Source organism: Nocardia sp. NPDC051463 (genome assembly GCF_040681975.1).
Classification (GTDB): domain Bacteria; phylum Actinomycetota; class Actinomycetes; order Mycobacteriales; family Mycobacteriaceae; genus Nocardia.
Map to the genome: position 1 here is coordinate 118,536 of NZ_JBFBAB010000012.1, position 14,787 is coordinate 133,322.

Consider the following 14,787-nt stretch of genomic DNA (forward strand, 5'->3'; position numbering starts at 1 on the left):
GTCGGTCCAATGAGTGCCGACGTCGCGGTGCCGAGCAGCGCCTCGCTGCCCGCGCGGCAAATCTCTGCCCGACAGGGCTTCACAGGTGAGCCGGGCTGCCTCCGAGCGCGGTCACGGTTTCGTGTTCCAGCACTTCGCTCGCCGCCCGTTCGCCCGAGCGAACGGCTCCGTCGACCCAACCGCACATGACGGCAGAGCTCTCGGTTCCGGCCCAGTGGATGCGGCCGCAAGGTTGACGCAGGGCAGGACCGAACTGTGTGAGGACACCGGTTGGTGCGTGACTGAGCATCCCGCCACCGGAATAGCGCTCGCCACTCCAGTTCTGCTCGATGTAGTCGACGGGGGAGCGGGCCTTGTCGCCGAACCGCTCGGCGAGGGCGCCGAGGATCGCTGCCCTCCGCTCGGCCTCGTCGAGTTGTCCGATCTGCCGCGCGATGGGCCCCTCGGTGATGACGCACAGGACCCCGGGTCGCCCGATGTCCGTGCAAGCATCGATGGTGACGGTTGCGGGTGATCCTGGTGCGGCCGACTGCCCCGACAGCCCGTCGTGACGCCAGAACGGCTCGTCGTATACGACGGCAATCTTGAAGATCGCGCCGCTCGGCATTCGCTGATGCAGCAACGATCGATCGACCGGCAGCATCGGCTCGTACCGGATCTGGCTCGCGATCGCCAAAGGAACCGCCACGATCACCCGGCGTGCGCGCACGGTCGATGTATCGGAGCGCACCGTCACCCCGTCGGCATCCTGATGGATATCCCGGACCGGCTGCGACAAGTAGATCGAGTCGCCGATCTCGGCCGCCATCGGCCGGTAGATGGCACCCATGCCGCCGACCGGTCGAGCATCCTCCGCCGCATCCTTGACTCCGAGGACGAAGCTCGGCCCACCCCCCGACGCCATCTGATACAGCACGAAGAGCAACGACACCTCCGAGGCGGCCGAGGTGTAGCAGCCGGCGATGGCGGTCTCGAGCAGCTCATGGGCGGGCTTGGACAGGATGTTGCTGTCCAGCCAATGCGCCAGGGTGATCTGATCCCATTGGTCGGCATTTTTCGCTGTCCACGGAGCTTCGAGGGGAATCGTTGTGCACATGCGGCCCAGCTCGAGAAATACCGCACCGAGGTTCAGCGCTGCCCAGGGGCTCATCGTCCACGGGATAGTGCCCGTATAGCGGTATTGCTTGCCATCGACCACCATCATGGCCTCACCGTCGGTGTACTGCTTGTAACTCGGTACCCCGAACTCGTTCATCAATGCATAGATCCGGTCCTGCCCCGGCCCTATCCAGGCGCCACCGCGATCGATCCAGGACCCGTCTTCGCGCACTTCGGTGAACGTGCGTCCGCCGAGTCGGTCCCGAGCTTCCAGTAACGCCACCGATCGACCCGCCTGTTTCAGCCGCAGAGCGGCCGTCAATCCCGCGAATCCCCCACCAACCACGCAATAGTCGACGTCTGTCATGGAGAGCCGTCCTCGTGTTGGAGTTCTGCGCCTGGCCGCCATGCTGCGCGCACGAGTGGCCACACTCTCGACACAGCGGGCACGAAATCGCCTTCAATTCGGCTTACTCTCGAATCTGGCAATTCTATAGCAAAGCCGCAGTGCCACACCGTTGAATCGACGAGGGCACCGTCGCAGCAGACCATTACCGGCGAGCGATAACCCATGTGCACGTGCCGAGACCGCTAAGCTGCTGATCAAGTCAGCAGTGCTACGCGTCGCGAGGTCATCGGCGTCCGTTCTGCTCGGCCGTGTCGCGTTGCTGTCCCTGTCGCAGGGAGGTATTGCCGTGTCTGTTCGTCGAGCCGTGCTGGTGGCGGCGGTTCTGAGTGTGGTGTCGGTTTTCGGTGCGGCGCAGGGACAGGCTCAGCCGGGCAGTGGGGGCTGTCAGCAGGGCAGTCTGATGATCGGCCGATGGATCCCCGGCACCGGTAGTGCGGGGCAGAACATCTGGCGGGAAGCCACCCTGCGGCAGTGCGTGAGTCCACTGCTTCCGGGTATCGACGCCGGACGGTTCAGTGTGACCATTCCGTGGAACGCGCCCGGTGCCACCAGTGCGGCCGAGTTCGCATGGTCGGATGGCAGCATCAGCACGGCGACCGGGTACGGAAACGGGCTGTGGTTGATCACCAGCGGTCCGGCAAGTGGTCATGGGATTCGGGTGGATGTCGACAACTGGATCGGATGGTATTTCAGCCCCGCCGATGTCGCTGTCACCTCGGCGACTTTCGTATCCTGAAGATGTCCGCACGCCAGTCCATCGCGGTGGATGCCGAGTTCGAGGGCATTCGAGCGCAACTGGATGCGGACCGAGAATTCGCCGAGTTCGCCGACCCCTCTGATTCGGCGTTCGACGCCACCTCCGGCTGGTGCAGGCCGGATAGCACGGACACCCCAGGGAATGGTTCGAGGACGCGACACTGACGTCGGCTCCGGAAGGCGGGACCGTACTTCGCACAACATGTCCTGCACGATGTCACGACGACCGGAATCACCGCGGCGATGCCACGATGATGGATCTCGCGGTCTGCTATGGGGTGACATTGATCGGCGAGAGGCCATTGCGCGGGCGGAGCAGCAGTTCGACAACAGGAGTTAGTCGGTCCTCGATGTACTTCTCGAAGGGCTTTGTATTCGTCGGGTCTCGATGTCGAGGAAAGGAATTCGACGAACTACATCGAATGCGTTTGTTTCCGCACCGTTTCTACTGGAACCACCGCATCGAGCTGCCTGTCTGGTCCAGAACGAACTGACTCGCGCCAGTAGGTTGGGTGCGCGTACGCCACAGTGCAGTCAACATCCCAATGTGTCAGTGTATTTCGAGCTAGTCTCTTCACGAAGTGGCCAGTGTCGTCGGGCGTACAGGGGAGCGAATGGAGAACGCGGGTCCCAGCACCAGTCGTAACGAGAACGATCAGCAGCGTGAAGGCAGTCGCCCAAGCGAAGGCCCGTGGGCGAAAGTCGGTGGCATCGCCGGGGCTCTCGGCGTCGTCGCAGCCGTCATCTTCGGAATCCCGACGTGCTCGTCGAACCCTTCCCCGGCCAGCCTGCCGGCGAGGTCCGAAACTCCGACGAGCACAACGATTCTCGGTTCGACCGTCCCGGTGGCGCCGGTGATACTCGGTCAGGGACATCAGAAGCTGGAAAACGTTCAAGGTCTGGACCTGGACACAGGACAGATCCACGATCAAGACAAGCCCGGGGTCGATGTAAGCCCGTCCAAGAGCGCTGACGGTCTCAATGCCATGAGTAATGGCACGCCGCGTTTCGCTGTGCTCGGCAACCCCGCGGCAGGTTCCAGCACCCACGAACGGTGCCGCGAAATCGCCGCAGGCTCTTGGACCAAAACTCTATCCAACCTGTATGCCCTACATGTGGGCGACACAATCTGCGTGCGCACCGATCAGGGCAACCTGGCGGCGATGACACTCGTCCATATTCCGTCCGTGGCCGAGCAATACCTCGATGTCGACTTCACCACTTGGCGTGATCGCTGAACGTCGGCGTCGGCCGGGCCGCCCGACGGCCACGGTCCAGCAGTGATGCCCAGTCGATCGAATGTTGGCGTGCGACCCGATGCCGTTGTCCGGATCGTCGGGGTGGGGTAGGTCGGTGGCTCTACAGGTGCAATCCGCTGTGGCTCTTGCCCGCAACTCTGGTGACGAAGGAACGCAGCGGCCCAGCGACGCCCAGGCTGTCACGGTCGCCGTGGCGATGTCGCGTGCGGCGGCGAGGGTGTCGACCAACCATTCAGGTCGGTGACGGTCGGTTCGTCGAGACAGTTGTCCAGCCAGTGCATGACCATTCGCGCCGAACGACCGGTAGGTGTCGCGGGTGCGAGTGGATTGGATCGAATCGAACGCCTGCACCGTGTACTCGACGAAAGTCGGTGCGGGCGGAGGTAGTGGCGGTCTCTCCGCCAGATCCTCGGCCGTGACGTCGAACCGGTCGAGCGCCGTCCCCACCGCTGCGATGTCAGCTTCCGACGCTGGCGATGCCGTCGCGAGAGCACTCGATGATCACACCTTTGGCTCGCCGTCGGTCTGGGATAGCAAACGTTGAGTCAACGCATGGAGTGTGTTGCGGCCGAACGCCATCAAGAGTTGAGTCCGTGCGTGGTGTCGGCGGCGGGTAATACTCGGCCGCGAACGGTGGGTCCGGCGAGATCGCGCGCGTGCGCGGGAAGTCGGAACTGTCCGGTGGTGACTTGCACCGTGCCGTTCTCGGACTGCCGCAAGGAAATCCGTCCGTTGCTTGCTTGCCATCCGAGGCGATCACCCGGTGCCCACCCGGGGCGTCCGACAGCGTCGCACTGACTACGCGCCACGGTCGCCAAGGGTGCGGACGTCGCGGACGAACCGCGATGCACTCTTCGGACTGGTCGGTCCCATTAATGGGATCGCCGGGGCCGAACGAGCTGGTGCTTGGAGCCGCTGAGGGGTAACTGGACGCAAGACCGGGGGTTCTACCTCGCCCGACCGTACTGGTCAGGTGCCCTATTCGTGGAGGGTGAAGTCGTTGTCTCGCTGCGGAAGTGGGACACCTGCGGGTTGCGGGAACACAAGCTTCGCAGCAATGCAGACGCACTCTTGCGTTCTTGCATCGGTAAGAGCATGATCCAGCTAGCTTAGTTTTAAACAACCGATCCGATGACCGGGATAACCGAATCGAGAGCCAATCATGTTGGTACAAAGCGCGTTGGTGTCGGGTGAATTCGGGGTATGGGGATGAGCGCGCCGACGGTAGGGGTGCTGCCGACTGCTCCGCAAATATTGTGTGCCTTCCAGGGGCGACGTTTCCAAGATCGTGAATTGCTACGGTCCGCGCATGCGCTCGCGGAGCTGCACACGCGACGCGGGCAAGTGCGCGATGCGCATCTGATATCCGAAATCGATTGTCGTCGAAGCGAGCTCGTCGATGACATCAACGATTGGATCGCGCAGGAGATCCCGCAGCAGCGCAACGGCGCAGCGCTGCACACCGAGAGTTTGGGTGCGGTGGTCGACAGGATGGCTCGCAGCTGGGTGGATGCGAACCAGGCGATCGATGTCGATGGCGCGCGCAGCGACAATACCCATAAACATTGGTACCACCTGGCCGAACTAGTTGACGGGTACACTGATCTCGTGACCGACGTGGCCGGGGGCCGCCGCCGTTTACCTGAGCAGTGAACCGCGCGACCGATGGTCTCGTTCTTTCGACACAGCAAATCGGTGACACTGCCCCTACGATGTCACTGACCCAGAGGCGATGTCCCGGATGTCGATTCATCCGACCAGTGCGTCCATTCGGATGTTTACGTCGCCGGCAGTGACGGCGGGCGCAACGAGGCGCCCCGCCCGGCGTGCCGCGTGGTCGACTGGCGCGGCACGCCCGCTGGTGGTCGCTGTTGTTGCAGTGCTGCCCGAGTTCAGGCCGTCGTGGCTTGCCTCGCGGCTCGACGCTGCCTGCGGCGAACGAGGTAGCGACGGATTCTACTGGCGAGCAGGGCCACCAAAAGCACGCCGATCAGCAGCAATATGCCCGCACAGGCAGCGGCCGCGATCGGGTGGAAGATGGCGAGGGTGATGATGCCGGCGACGGTGGTGTCCTCGGCCACGCTCATCACGATATTGCTCGCGGGCTCCGGCGAGGTGTTGATCGCCATTCGTGTTCCTGCCTTGACCAAATGGCTTACCAGCGCGGTAGTTCCGCCGACCGCGCCTGCGGCGAGCTGGGGCAGCGAGCCGTCCTGCCCGGCCAGCAGCGCGGCAACGACGGCGCCCGATGCCGGCCGCACGATGGTGTGCACCGCGTCCCAGAAGGAATCCAGGTACGGGATCTTGTCGGCGACAGCCTCGATCAGAAACAGTACAGCGGCGGCGATCAGCACATCGGTCCGCTGCAGCGCCTCCGGCACGTCGTCGGAGAGGCCGGTGACGCCGAATATGCCCAACAAGAAGACCACGGCATAGGCATTGACCCCGCTGGCCCAGCCCGCGGTGAAGATCAGAGGAAGTGCTTCCACCTGGTCATCGTAGGGTGATTCGGGCTCGATGCCGCGCAGCCTGGGCCAATGCGGTGTCGCGCGGGCCAGCACCGCGCGTTCGGGCTCGATGCCCTGCGAGCTCATGCGCCCCGATGCGGCCCGAACTCGGTGCCGCGCAGCTCTTGTCCGATACCGTGCCGGTCCGGGCTCGACACCCTACAGCTCGGGATGAGCGCTGTGCGGCCCATGCTTCAACGCAGCGCGGCACGACCCATCCAGCGACCCAGGGCGACCGGCGTCGCCAGTAGCAGCAGGCAGGTGCCTGCGGCCGTGTCGAAGACCTCACCGCGGTCGGTGCGCCCGAAGATGTTGACCGGCAATATCTTCCAGGTTGCGGGGTAGACCATGATCGTCGCCGAGCTGGCCTCCGGACAGGGCGACAGCCCGACCCGCCGCCGCGCCGAGGCCAGGCAGCAACAAGGGCAGCGTCACCAGCAGTAGCACCCGTAACGGTCCCGCGCCGAGCGACTCAGGCCTGTCGGTAGATGGGATCGAGGCGGTCGAGCGCCGCGGTCACGGCGCTGAAGGCGTAGGCGAGCATGAGCATCGAATGGGCCACGATGACAATCCATTTGGTGCCACCCAGCATCGGCCGCTCTTGAACGGACCAGCACCCCGAGACCGATGGCGACGGAGGGCACCGCGACCGGGAGATGGAGCACCGCATCGGTGAACGTTCGCCACCAGCGCGCTTGCACGCGGGCGAGTGCGGCCCGGGTGCTGAGCGCTGAGGGCTGGTCCGCCCGCCGACAAGGAGGTCTGCATGCTCACCGACAAGCTGGCTTCCTTCTGACCGGACAAGGCCTGCCGGAAGTTCGACAGACCGAGATCCGAGGGCAGCGGACCGGTCCCAGCTACCGGCCAGCGCCGCGGCGACGCGGTGGCAATCGGGGCGAAAAACACCACGAGCACGGCGAGTGCGAAGATTGCGAGCACCGTGGCCCGTTCACTTCGTGTCCACACCAGGATGGTCAGCCTTCCTTCTGGTGTCCGGTAACTCGGGCGAAGATCAATCGATAGCCGATGTACGGACTCGGCGACAGCCGCACCTGTACGGTGGCCGGCACCGCCGCGCCTGGCAGATTGAAGGTCGCGATGCCGCGGGTGCGGATCGAGGCGGGTAGCGTTGCCACGCCCTTTGCGCCGGCGAAGAGCACAATGCCGAACTCGTTGAGCGTCAGCAGAAGACGAGGCTGCCGCCCGCGGCCAGTGCGGGCCAGGCGTCGAGCAGAGCCAGTTGGATGTTCGTGTCCGGCACAGCGGTCCTCACAGATCGAGCAGGTCAGCGGTTTCTTCGCCGAGAACGGGGCCGAGGGTCATGCCGCGGCCGCCGGGGCCGGTGATCACCCAGACGTGCTCGTCGGCCGTGGCGCGGGTGACGACGGCGGTCGGGTCGATGCTCTGGCTGTAGATCCCGGCCCAGCGCCGAATCACCTGCGGCAGTGTGCGTCCGAGCAGTTCCTCGGTGACGGCGGTGAGGTGCTCATAGGACGCGCCATCGACATCGAATGCCACATTTTGTCCTATCGATGTGTTCGTGATCGCAGGGTTCGGATGGATAGCCGGGTGGCTGCGATGGCGGTGGCCGACTGTCGTGGCTGACCCTCGGACCCGAACCGTCAGTTGACCTGGGGCGCAACCTTATTACCGAGCAGCTCGATGTTGTGCAGTACCTTGTCGTGCGGCAGGGTGCCGACGCTGGTATGCAGCATGAAACGGTCGAGGCCGAGGGTGTCGCGCACGTCGGCGATCTTCTCCGCCACAGAGTCCGGTGTGCCGACGAACAGCGAACCGCTCTGGGCGCGCAATCCTTCGAACTGGGTTCTTGTCATCGGACCCCAGCCGCGTTCGCGACCGATGGTGCTCATTGCGAGCGCGTACGGCTCGTAGAAGTCGGCGACGGCCTGCTCGTCGGTATCGGCGAGGTAGCCGTGGGCGTGGACCGCGACCGGTTGCTTGTCATGGCCGCCTTCGTCGAGAGCGCGGTGATACAGATCGACGAGTGGCTTGAACCGCGCCGGCTGACCGCCGATGATCGCGATCGCCAACGGGAGTCCGAGGAGCCCGGCCCTGACGACCGACTCCGGACTGCCGCCCACCCCGATCCAGACCGGCAACGGCCGGTTCTCGGTGCGCGGATACACCACCGTGCCGCGAAGCGGAGCACGGAACTTGCCCGTCCAGTTCACCGGCGCCTCGTCGCGCAGGTGCAGCAGCAGTGCGAGCTTCTCCTCGAACAGTTCGTCATACTCGGCGAGGTCGTAGCCGAACAGTGGGAACGACTCCGTGAAAGAGCCGCGCCCCGCCATCAGTTCGGCGCGGCCCTTGGACAAGCCGTCGAGCGTCGCGAAATCCTGATATACCCGCACCGGATCATCCGAACTCAGCACGGTGACCGCGCTGGTCAATTGAATCCGCTCGGTCCGCGCGGCGATCGCGGCCAGTACAACCGCGGGTGCGGATGCTGCGAAATCCTTGCGGTGATGCTCGCCGACACCATAGACGTCGAGGCCCGATGCTTCGGTCGCGACCGCTTCCTCGACCACCTCGCGCAGCCGTTCCCCCGCGCTCGGCGCGGGGCGCTCGCCGACCGCGTACAACTCGGCAAACGTCGTCAGTCCCAATTCCACGGCTTGAGTCCTGTCCATCAGTAGTAGCGATGTCAACGATCAACGTAAACGGACCACGGTCCGGTGATATTCCATCCTGTGGATGTCCGAGGGTGGGTTGTCGGAGGTGCAGATAGTCTTGTTGCCATGTCAGTGCGCACCCGCCAGCCGCTTGTTCCCGGGACCCTTTCGCCGACTCGGGAAGTTCCGCGCTCGATCGAGCGTCCGGAGTATGCGTGGAAGAAGACCGTCGACGAGGGCAATGAGCCGTGGGTGCAGACGGCCGAAACCATCGAGAAGATGCGGATCGCGGGCAAGATCGCGGCGCAGGCTCTCCACGAGGCGGGTAAGGCTGTCGCGCCCGGCATCACGACCGACGAACTGGATCGGATCGCACACGAGTACATGTGTGATCACGGGGCCTACCCGTCGACCCTCGGATACAAGGGATTTCCGAAATCGTGCTGCACCTCGCTCAATGAGGTGATCTGCCACGGGATTCCGGACTCGACCGTGATCGAGGACGGTGACATCGTGAATATCGACGTCACCGCCTACATCAATGGGGTGCACGGCGATACCAACAAGACCTTCCTCGCGGGCAATGTGGACGAGGAGGTCCGGCTGCTGGTCGAGCGGACCGAGGAAGCGACCACCCGGGCCATCAAGGCCGTTCGACCCGGTCGTGCCCTGAATGTGATCGGCAGGGTGATCGAGTCCTACGCCAACCGCTTCGGCTACGGCGTGGTCCGGGACTTCACCGGTCACGGCGTCGGCCCCACCTTCCACAGCGGCCTGGTCATTCTGCATTACGACCAGCCTGCCGTCGACTCCATCATCGAGCCCGGCATGACCTTCACCATCGAGCCGATGATCAACCTCGGCGGCATCGACTACGAGATCTGGGACGACAAATGGACCGTGGTCACCAAGGACCGCAAGTGGACCGCGCAGTTCGAGCACACCCTGGTGGTCACGGACACCGGCGCTGAAATCCTGACCCTGCCGTGACAGATGGATGCGCTGGGCCGCGCGGTTCGGCGCGGGTGTGCGCGCACCAGGGCGGCGCGTCGGCGTGAAAGGCGCACTGCTCGTCGCGGGTACCACCTCGGATGCCGGCAAAAGCGTTGTGGTAGCCGGGCTTTGCCGAATGCTGGCGCGCCGCGGCGTGCGCGTCGCGCCGTTCAAGGCGCAGAACATGTCCAACAACTCCGTCGTCACCCTCGACGGCGGGGAGATCGGGCGGGCGCAGGCACTGCAGGCGCAGGCGTGTGGGCTGGAACCGAGTGTGCGGTTCAATCCGGTGCTGCTCAAGCCGGGCAGTGACCGCCGTTCTCAGTTGGTGGTGCGTGGACAAGCGGTCGGCACGGTAGGAGCGCGGGACTACTTCCGGCACCGACAGGAATTACGGGAGGTCGTCGGCGCCGAACTCGCCTCTTTGCGTGCGGAATTCGACGTGGTGATCTGCGAAGGAGCGGGCTCGCCCGCGGAGATCAACCTACGCCCCACCGACCTGGCGAATATGGGGCTGGCTCAGGCGGCTCGGCTGCCGGTGCTCGTGGTCGGCGACATCGATCGCGGCGGGGTGCTCGCCCACCTGTTCGGAACTGTCGCGGTGCTCGATCCCGAAGACCAGCAACTGATTTCGGGCTTCGTGATCAACAAGTTCCGCGGCGATGTCGAACTGCTGCGGCCCGGAGTGGAGCGGCTCACCGAACTCACCGGCCGTCCGACACTGGGCGTGATTCCCTTCGCCGACGATCTCTGGATCGACGCCGAGGATTCGCTCGGCACCGTCGCGGATGCTCCTGTCGGCCGTCCCCGCCCGCCCGCGGGTACCGAATGGCTGACCGTTGCGGCCATCAGGCTGCCGCGCATCTCCAACTCCACCGATGTCGAGGCCCTCGCCTGTGAGCCGGGAGTCGCGGTGCGCTGGGTGAGCGAGCCGTCCAGGCTGTCGGAGGCCGACCTCGTGGTGCTGCCCGGTAGCAAGGCGACAGTCGATGACCTGGCCTGGTTGCGCGGTACCGGGCTCGCCGACGCGCTGACGGCTCGCGCGGCCGGAGGTAAACCGATCCTCGGCATTTGCGGCGGCTATCAGATGCTCGGCCGCCGGATCACCGACACCGTCGAATCCGGTGTGGGCGTAGTCGAGGGCCTCGGACTGCTCGATCACGACATCGAATTCGCCGACCAGAAGGTACTGCGCCGCGTCTCCGGACGCACCCTGTTGCCGGATGGAGAGCGAATTCCTGTGCAGGGTTATGAAATTCATCATGGAAGAGTGCGTCGCAGCGGCGATCCGGCCTGGCTGGAGTTGGCGGGTGCATCCGAGGGCAGCGTCCGCGGCGCGGTGTGGGGCACCCACCTGCACGGCCTGCTGGAATCGGATGGGTTCCGTCGAATGTGGCTGCGGCAGATCGCCGTCGCGGCGGGACGACCGGGCTTCCTTGTTGCCGAGGATGTTTCGGTTGCCGCGATTCGCAGCGCCCAACTCGATCTGCTCGCCGATCTGGTCGAGCAGCACCTCGACTTCCCACAGCTGGAACGCCTGATCGTCGACGGCGCACCCGGTGGCCTTCCTGTTCTCGCCGCCGCGATGGTGCCCAGCTCCGCAAGCCCGTGAGCTGGGTGAACTCCAGGATGCATGGCCGGATAGATAGTGGTGAACCCCACGTCTGACTCGCAGGTGAGGTTCGACACGCGGCTCTGTTCAACCAGGCCGTGTACCGTACTCCGGCATGAAATCTCGGCGGATCACGGTCGGTGACCGGGCTTGGACCGTGCGGGTCGACGGGCCCGAATCTCGGCACAGCGTGTTGCTGCTGCCCGACGCGGGTGATCCGGTCGACGTGTACGACCACGTCTGTGCTCGACTGCACAATTCAGACCTGCGCACCATCGTGGTGGAATCGATAGCGGACCTGGACACCGCGGGCGTACACGGCATTCTCGACGAGCTCGGCGTGCCGTGGGTGAATGTCGCCGGGCGCGGGGCGGGCGCGGAACTGGCCTGGCAGCTGTGCGCGGGCGGTTTCGGCCGGTTCATCAGCCTGGTGGTCGCCGATCGTGGCCACCCCGCGGTACCCGCCGCGGACGGGACCGTGCTGGACGCAGCGTGCAGGCCGGTCGAGCTTGCGGTCACGGTGCTGGTGACCAAGAACCTGCCGCGTGCGATCGCGGACGCGTCCGGACGCTACGTCTACGGCGAATTCCGGGTCGTGCAGATCGACGTCGACAATGTGGCGACCGAAGCCGACCACGAGCTGGCGACCGAGATCGTGTTACGCACCAGCCTCTGGTGAGGCGGACTTGCGCTGGTAGATCGTCAGCCAGTTCAGCCAGTTGTCGAGTTCGGTGAACGCCTTCGCCAGCGGCTCGGCCGAGGACAGGAACACGTCGTGCCGTGCGCCGTCGATCGGGACGATGTTGGTGCGATCGCCGAGGCACCCGGACCACCGCTGGATCTGCCTGACGTCGAGCACCGCGTCCGCCACGTCGACCGCGGGTCCGTACTTGCGCGCGAACTTGGTGATCCGGGAACGCAGGATCAACGCGGGCACCCCGATATCGAGACCTGCCTGCAGCCGGGCATGACCATTGCGGATTGCCCGCAACCAGCCGAAGCGGACCGGGAAGCCACTCAGCGGCTTCCAATCGAGGTTGTAGTCCCATTCGCCCGCGACACTGTGGTGCAGGCTGTCGCCGTAGGAGCTGATCTTCCCACCGGGTAGCTCGATCATCGACCGGAACTTGCCGAGCGCCTTGATCACGGGCGTGCCGATGGTCCGGTAGTACGAGGGACCCTGCAGATCGAACCATGGGCTGTTGAGCACCAAACCGGTAATACCGGATGCGACGGTGCCCTTGGCCCGATTGATCCGGTCCAGCCACAGCGGCACGATCAGCCCGCCGGTGGAGTGCGCGACGAGCAGCACCTCGCCACCGGTCTCCTCGCGCACGATGCGTAGCGACTCGTTGAGCTCGGCGTCGTAGAGCGCCAGATCGGTGACGTAGTGCGGTGTCTGCCCGTCGCGCAGCGAGCGTCCGCACTTGCGCAGATCAAGGGCATAGAACCGGTGCCCGCGGCCGGCGAAGTGCTCGGCGAGATGCTGTTGGAAGAAGTAGTCGGTGAAGCCGTGGACGTACAGCACCGCGACCTCGGTGGCCGGGGCGCCGGAATCCGGGGTGTACCTGACCAGTGTGGCCACCGCGTCGCCCTCGCCGTCGGGATCGGGGCCGAACGCCAGGGTCCGCTGCTCGTAGCGCGCCCCGAGAACATCCGGTTGCCACTTCGCGCCCGTCGTGATGTCCGACACGCCTAGCGAGGTTTCGTTCGTCACGACAACCAATCTAGGCGACGTTTGCTTCGGATTGAAGTTCCAGCGTCGCCGGGGGTAGGGGAGGAATCTACGTCACATTCGGCAGGTTCGTTGCCGATGATCGAACCGGTGAGGTGCACAATTGGCAATAGGTGAACGGCGGGTAACCTACTCACCGCCGAGTCACGCCAGGCTCGTAAAAATCCATATAGCGCCCGTGCCCAGGCAGGCCACCGTGCCGGTGAACTGCCGCAGAAGTGACAAGGAAGTCGATCTACCCGTGCCGAACGCTGCCATGACTGAAAAGACCGATGTGGTACTCATCGGTGCCGGCATCATGAGTGCCACCCTCGGCGCGCTGCTTCGTCAGTTGCAGCCGGAGTGGTCGATCTCCCTGTTCGAACGGCTCGACGCCGTTGCGGCGGAGAGCAGCGACCCGTGGAACAACGCGGGCACCGGCCACTCGGCACTGTGTGAGTTGAACTACAGCCCGCAGAAGCCGGACGGCTCTGTCGATGTTTCCAAGGCGATCGACATCAACGAGCGCTTCCAGGTCTCGCGGCAGTTCTGGGCCTACGGCGTGGAGAACGGCCTGCTCAGCGATCCGTCGGGCTTCATCAACCCCATTCCTCATGTCAGCTTCGTGCACGGCGCCGACGACGTCCAGTACCTGCGCAAGCGCTACGAGGCGCTCTCGCGCCACCCGCTGTTCGAAGGCATGGAATACATCGACAGCCCCGAGGAATTCAGCAGGCGACTGCCGCTGATGGCCAAGGGCCGCGACTTCTCCGACCCGGTCGCGCTGAACTGGACCGATGCGGGCACCGACATCGACTTCGGTTCGCTCACCAAGGAACTGCTCGCCTACCTCGGCAAGTCCGGCGCGGACCTGGCCTTCGGCCATGAGGTGCGTAACCTGACCAAACAGTCCGACGGCACCTGGCTGGTGCGGGTACGCAATCTCCGTACCCGCGAAACCCGCACGCTCATCAGCAGATTCGTCTTCGTCGGCGCGGGCGGCGGTGCGCTGCCACTGCTGCAGAAGGCTGGCATCAAGGAGATCGCGGGCTTCGGTGGTTTCCCGGTGAGCGGCCAGTTCTTCCGCTGCACCAACCCCGAGCTGATCAAGCAGCACGAAGCCAAGGTGTACGGCAAGGCCGCCGTCGGCGCGCCGCCGATGTCGGTGCCGCACTTGGATACTCGCGTCATCGACGGGCGGCCGGGCCTGCTGTTCGGTCCGTACGCGGGCTGGACGCCGAAGTTCCTCAAGGACGGCAAGCTGACCGACCTGTTCAAGTCGGTGCGCCCTGGCAATCTGTTCTCGATGCTCGGCGTCGGCGTCACCGAATTGGGCTTGGTCAAATACCTGGTCAGTGAGCTGCTGAAGTCCGAGGCGGGCAAGGTGTACACGCTGCAGGAGTTCGTCCCGAGGGCCGACGGCCACGACTGGGAACTGATCACCGCGGGGCAGCGCGTGCAGATCATCCGGCGCAAGGGTGCGGGCGGCGTGCTCGAGCTCGGCACCGCCGTGATCGCGGCCGAGGACGGCTCCATCGCCGGTCTGCTCGGCGCCTCGCCCGGCGCGTCGACCTGTGTGAGCGCCATGGTCGATGTGCTGCAGCGGTGCTTCCCACGTGAGTACGCGGACTGGACGCCGAAGCTGAAGGAAATGGTCCCCTCGCTGGGCGTGAAGCTCTCGGAGAACCAGGCTCTGTACCGCGAAGTGTGGGACTGGACCTCCAAGACGTTGAACCTCACCGGCGTGTCGGACAACACGCCCAAGTACGAGGCGGTCGCGCCGACGGCGTAGGTGTGGTACCAAAA

The 14,787-nt window shown here is 64.9% G+C and carries 12 protein-coding genes and 3 pseudogenes; 8 read left to right on the top strand and 7 right to left on the bottom strand.

The window, feature by feature from the left end; genetic code table 11:
* Positions 1 to 79: 79 nt before the first annotated feature.
* Positions 80 to 1,465 (bottom strand): FAD-dependent oxidoreductase, encoded by a 1,386-nt coding sequence (locus AB0M74_RS18035; protein ID WP_366527380.1) that lies wholly within the window; start codon positions 1,463 to 1,465, stop codon positions 80 to 82.
* Between the two features lie 328 nt (positions 1,466 to 1,793).
* Between AB0M74_RS18035 and AB0M74_RS18040 the strand changes: the two genes are divergently transcribed.
* The 4 genes from AB0M74_RS18040 to AB0M74_RS18055 all read left to right on the top strand — a co-directional run bounded on the left by AB0M74_RS18040 (position 1,794) and on the right by AB0M74_RS18055 (position 5,175).
* Positions 1,794 to 2,243: a hypothetical protein gene (locus tag AB0M74_RS18040; protein WP_366527381.1), complete on the top strand. Its 450-nt coding sequence runs from the start codon at positions 1,794 to 1,796 to the stop codon at positions 2,241 to 2,243.
* Positions 2,244 to 2,245: 2 nt separating this feature from the next.
* A complete protein-coding gene (locus AB0M74_RS18045) occupies positions 2,246 to 2,428 on the top strand; it encodes a hypothetical protein (RefSeq protein ID WP_366527382.1) in 183 nt (60 codons plus the stop codon).
* Positions 2,429 to 2,844: 416 nt separating this feature from the next.
* On the top strand, positions 2,845 to 3,501 hold the full coding sequence (locus AB0M74_RS18050; RefSeq protein WP_366527383.1) for a hypothetical protein: 657 nt from the start codon (positions 2,845 to 2,847) through the stop codon (positions 3,499 to 3,501).
* Positions 3,502 to 4,815: 1,314 nt separating this feature from the next.
* Positions 4,816 to 5,175: a DUF4254 domain-containing protein gene (locus AB0M74_RS18055; RefSeq protein WP_366527442.1), complete on the top strand. Its 360-nt coding sequence runs from the start codon at positions 4,816 to 4,818 to the stop codon at positions 5,173 to 5,175.
* A 239-nt stretch (positions 5,176 to 5,414) separates the two neighbouring features.
* Here AB0M74_RS18055 and AB0M74_RS18060 read toward each other — a convergent pair whose 3' ends face one another.
* The 5 genes and pseudogenes from AB0M74_RS18060 to AB0M74_RS18080 form a co-directional block, all read right to left on the bottom strand.
* The gene (locus AB0M74_RS18060; protein ID WP_366527384.1) at positions 5,415 to 6,116 is read right to left on the bottom strand and encodes a DUF4126 domain-containing protein; all 702 of its coding nucleotides are present in this window, start codon (positions 6,114 to 6,116) and stop codon (positions 5,415 to 5,417) included.
* Positions 6,117 to 6,223: 107 nt separating this feature from the next.
* Positions 6,224 to 7,001 (bottom strand): annotated as a pseudogene (locus tag AB0M74_RS18065) (ABC transporter permease subunit).
* A 2-nt stretch (positions 7,002 to 7,003) separates the two neighbouring features.
* Positions 7,004 to 7,263: pseudogene (locus AB0M74_RS18070) on the bottom strand (2-aminoethylphosphonate ABC transporter permease); the annotation flags it as partial.
* Positions 7,264 to 7,298: 35 nt separating this feature from the next.
* Positions 7,299 to 7,544 (bottom strand): annotated as a pseudogene (locus AB0M74_RS18075) (FAD-dependent oxidoreductase); the annotation flags it as partial.
* A gap of 107 nt (positions 7,545 to 7,651) precedes the next feature.
* Positions 7,652 to 8,662 (bottom strand): LLM class flavin-dependent oxidoreductase, encoded by a 1,011-nt coding sequence (locus AB0M74_RS18080; protein WP_366527443.1) that lies wholly within the window; start codon positions 8,660 to 8,662, stop codon positions 7,652 to 7,654.
* Between the two features lie 126 nt (positions 8,663 to 8,788).
* On the opposite strand from AB0M74_RS18080, the gene map reads away from it, so the two are divergent.
* From map to AB0M74_RS18095, 3 genes are all read left to right on the top strand, one after another.
* Positions 8,789 to 9,652 carry a type I methionyl aminopeptidase gene (gene map, locus AB0M74_RS18085; protein ID WP_366527385.1) on the top strand — a complete coding sequence of 288 codons (864 nt, stop codon included), beginning with the start codon at positions 8,789 to 8,791 and terminating at the stop codon, positions 9,650 to 9,652.
* A 7-nt stretch (positions 9,653 to 9,659) separates the two neighbouring features.
* Positions 9,660 to 11,267: a cobyric acid synthase gene (locus AB0M74_RS18090; protein WP_366527386.1), complete on the top strand. Its 1,608-nt coding sequence runs from the start codon at positions 9,660 to 9,662 to the stop codon at positions 11,265 to 11,267.
* Between the two features lie 115 nt (positions 11,268 to 11,382).
* A complete protein-coding gene (locus tag AB0M74_RS18095; RefSeq protein WP_366527387.1) occupies positions 11,383 to 11,946 on the top strand; it encodes an alpha/beta hydrolase in 564 nt (187 codons plus the stop codon).
* On the opposite strand, the gene AB0M74_RS18100 is transcribed toward AB0M74_RS18095, so the two are convergent.
* A complete protein-coding gene (locus tag AB0M74_RS18100) occupies positions 11,926 to 12,984 on the bottom strand; it encodes an alpha/beta hydrolase (RefSeq protein WP_366527388.1) in 1,059 nt (352 codons plus the stop codon). The two genes, AB0M74_RS18095 and AB0M74_RS18100, sit on opposite strands and share 21 nt — an antisense overlap.
* Positions 12,985 to 13,258: 274 nt before the next feature.
* Here AB0M74_RS18100 and mqo point away from each other — a divergent pair, with 274 nt between their 5' ends.
* A complete protein-coding gene (mqo, locus tag AB0M74_RS18105) occupies positions 13,259 to 14,773 on the top strand; it encodes a malate dehydrogenase (quinone) (protein WP_366527389.1) in 1,515 nt (504 codons plus the stop codon).
* Positions 14,774 to 14,787 lie beyond the last annotated feature (14 nt).

Coding starts and splice junctions, on each gene's coding strand:
- AB0M74_RS18035 (WP_366527380.1), bottom strand. CDS start 1,465: ATGACAGACGTCGACTATTGCGTGGTTGGTGGGGGATTCGCGGGATTG.
- AB0M74_RS18045 (WP_366527382.1), top strand. CDS start 2,246: ATGTCCGCACGCCAGTCCATCGCGGTGGATGCCGAGTTCGAGGGCATT.
- AB0M74_RS18060 (WP_366527384.1), bottom strand. CDS start 6,116: ATGAGCTCGCAGGGCATCGAGCCCGAACGCGCGGTGCTGGCCCGCGCG.
- map (WP_366527385.1), top strand. CDS start 8,789: ATGTCAGTGCGCACCCGCCAGCCGCTTGTTCCCGGGACCCTTTCGCCG.
- AB0M74_RS18090 (WP_366527386.1), top strand. CDS start 9,660: ATGCGCTGGGCCGCGCGGTTCGGCGCGGGTGTGCGCGCACCAGGGCGG.
- AB0M74_RS18095 (WP_366527387.1), top strand. CDS start 11,383: ATGAAATCTCGGCGGATCACGGTCGGTGACCGGGCTTGGACCGTGCGG.
- mqo (WP_366527389.1), top strand. CDS start 13,259: ATGACTGAAAAGACCGATGTGGTACTCATCGGTGCCGGCATCATGAGT.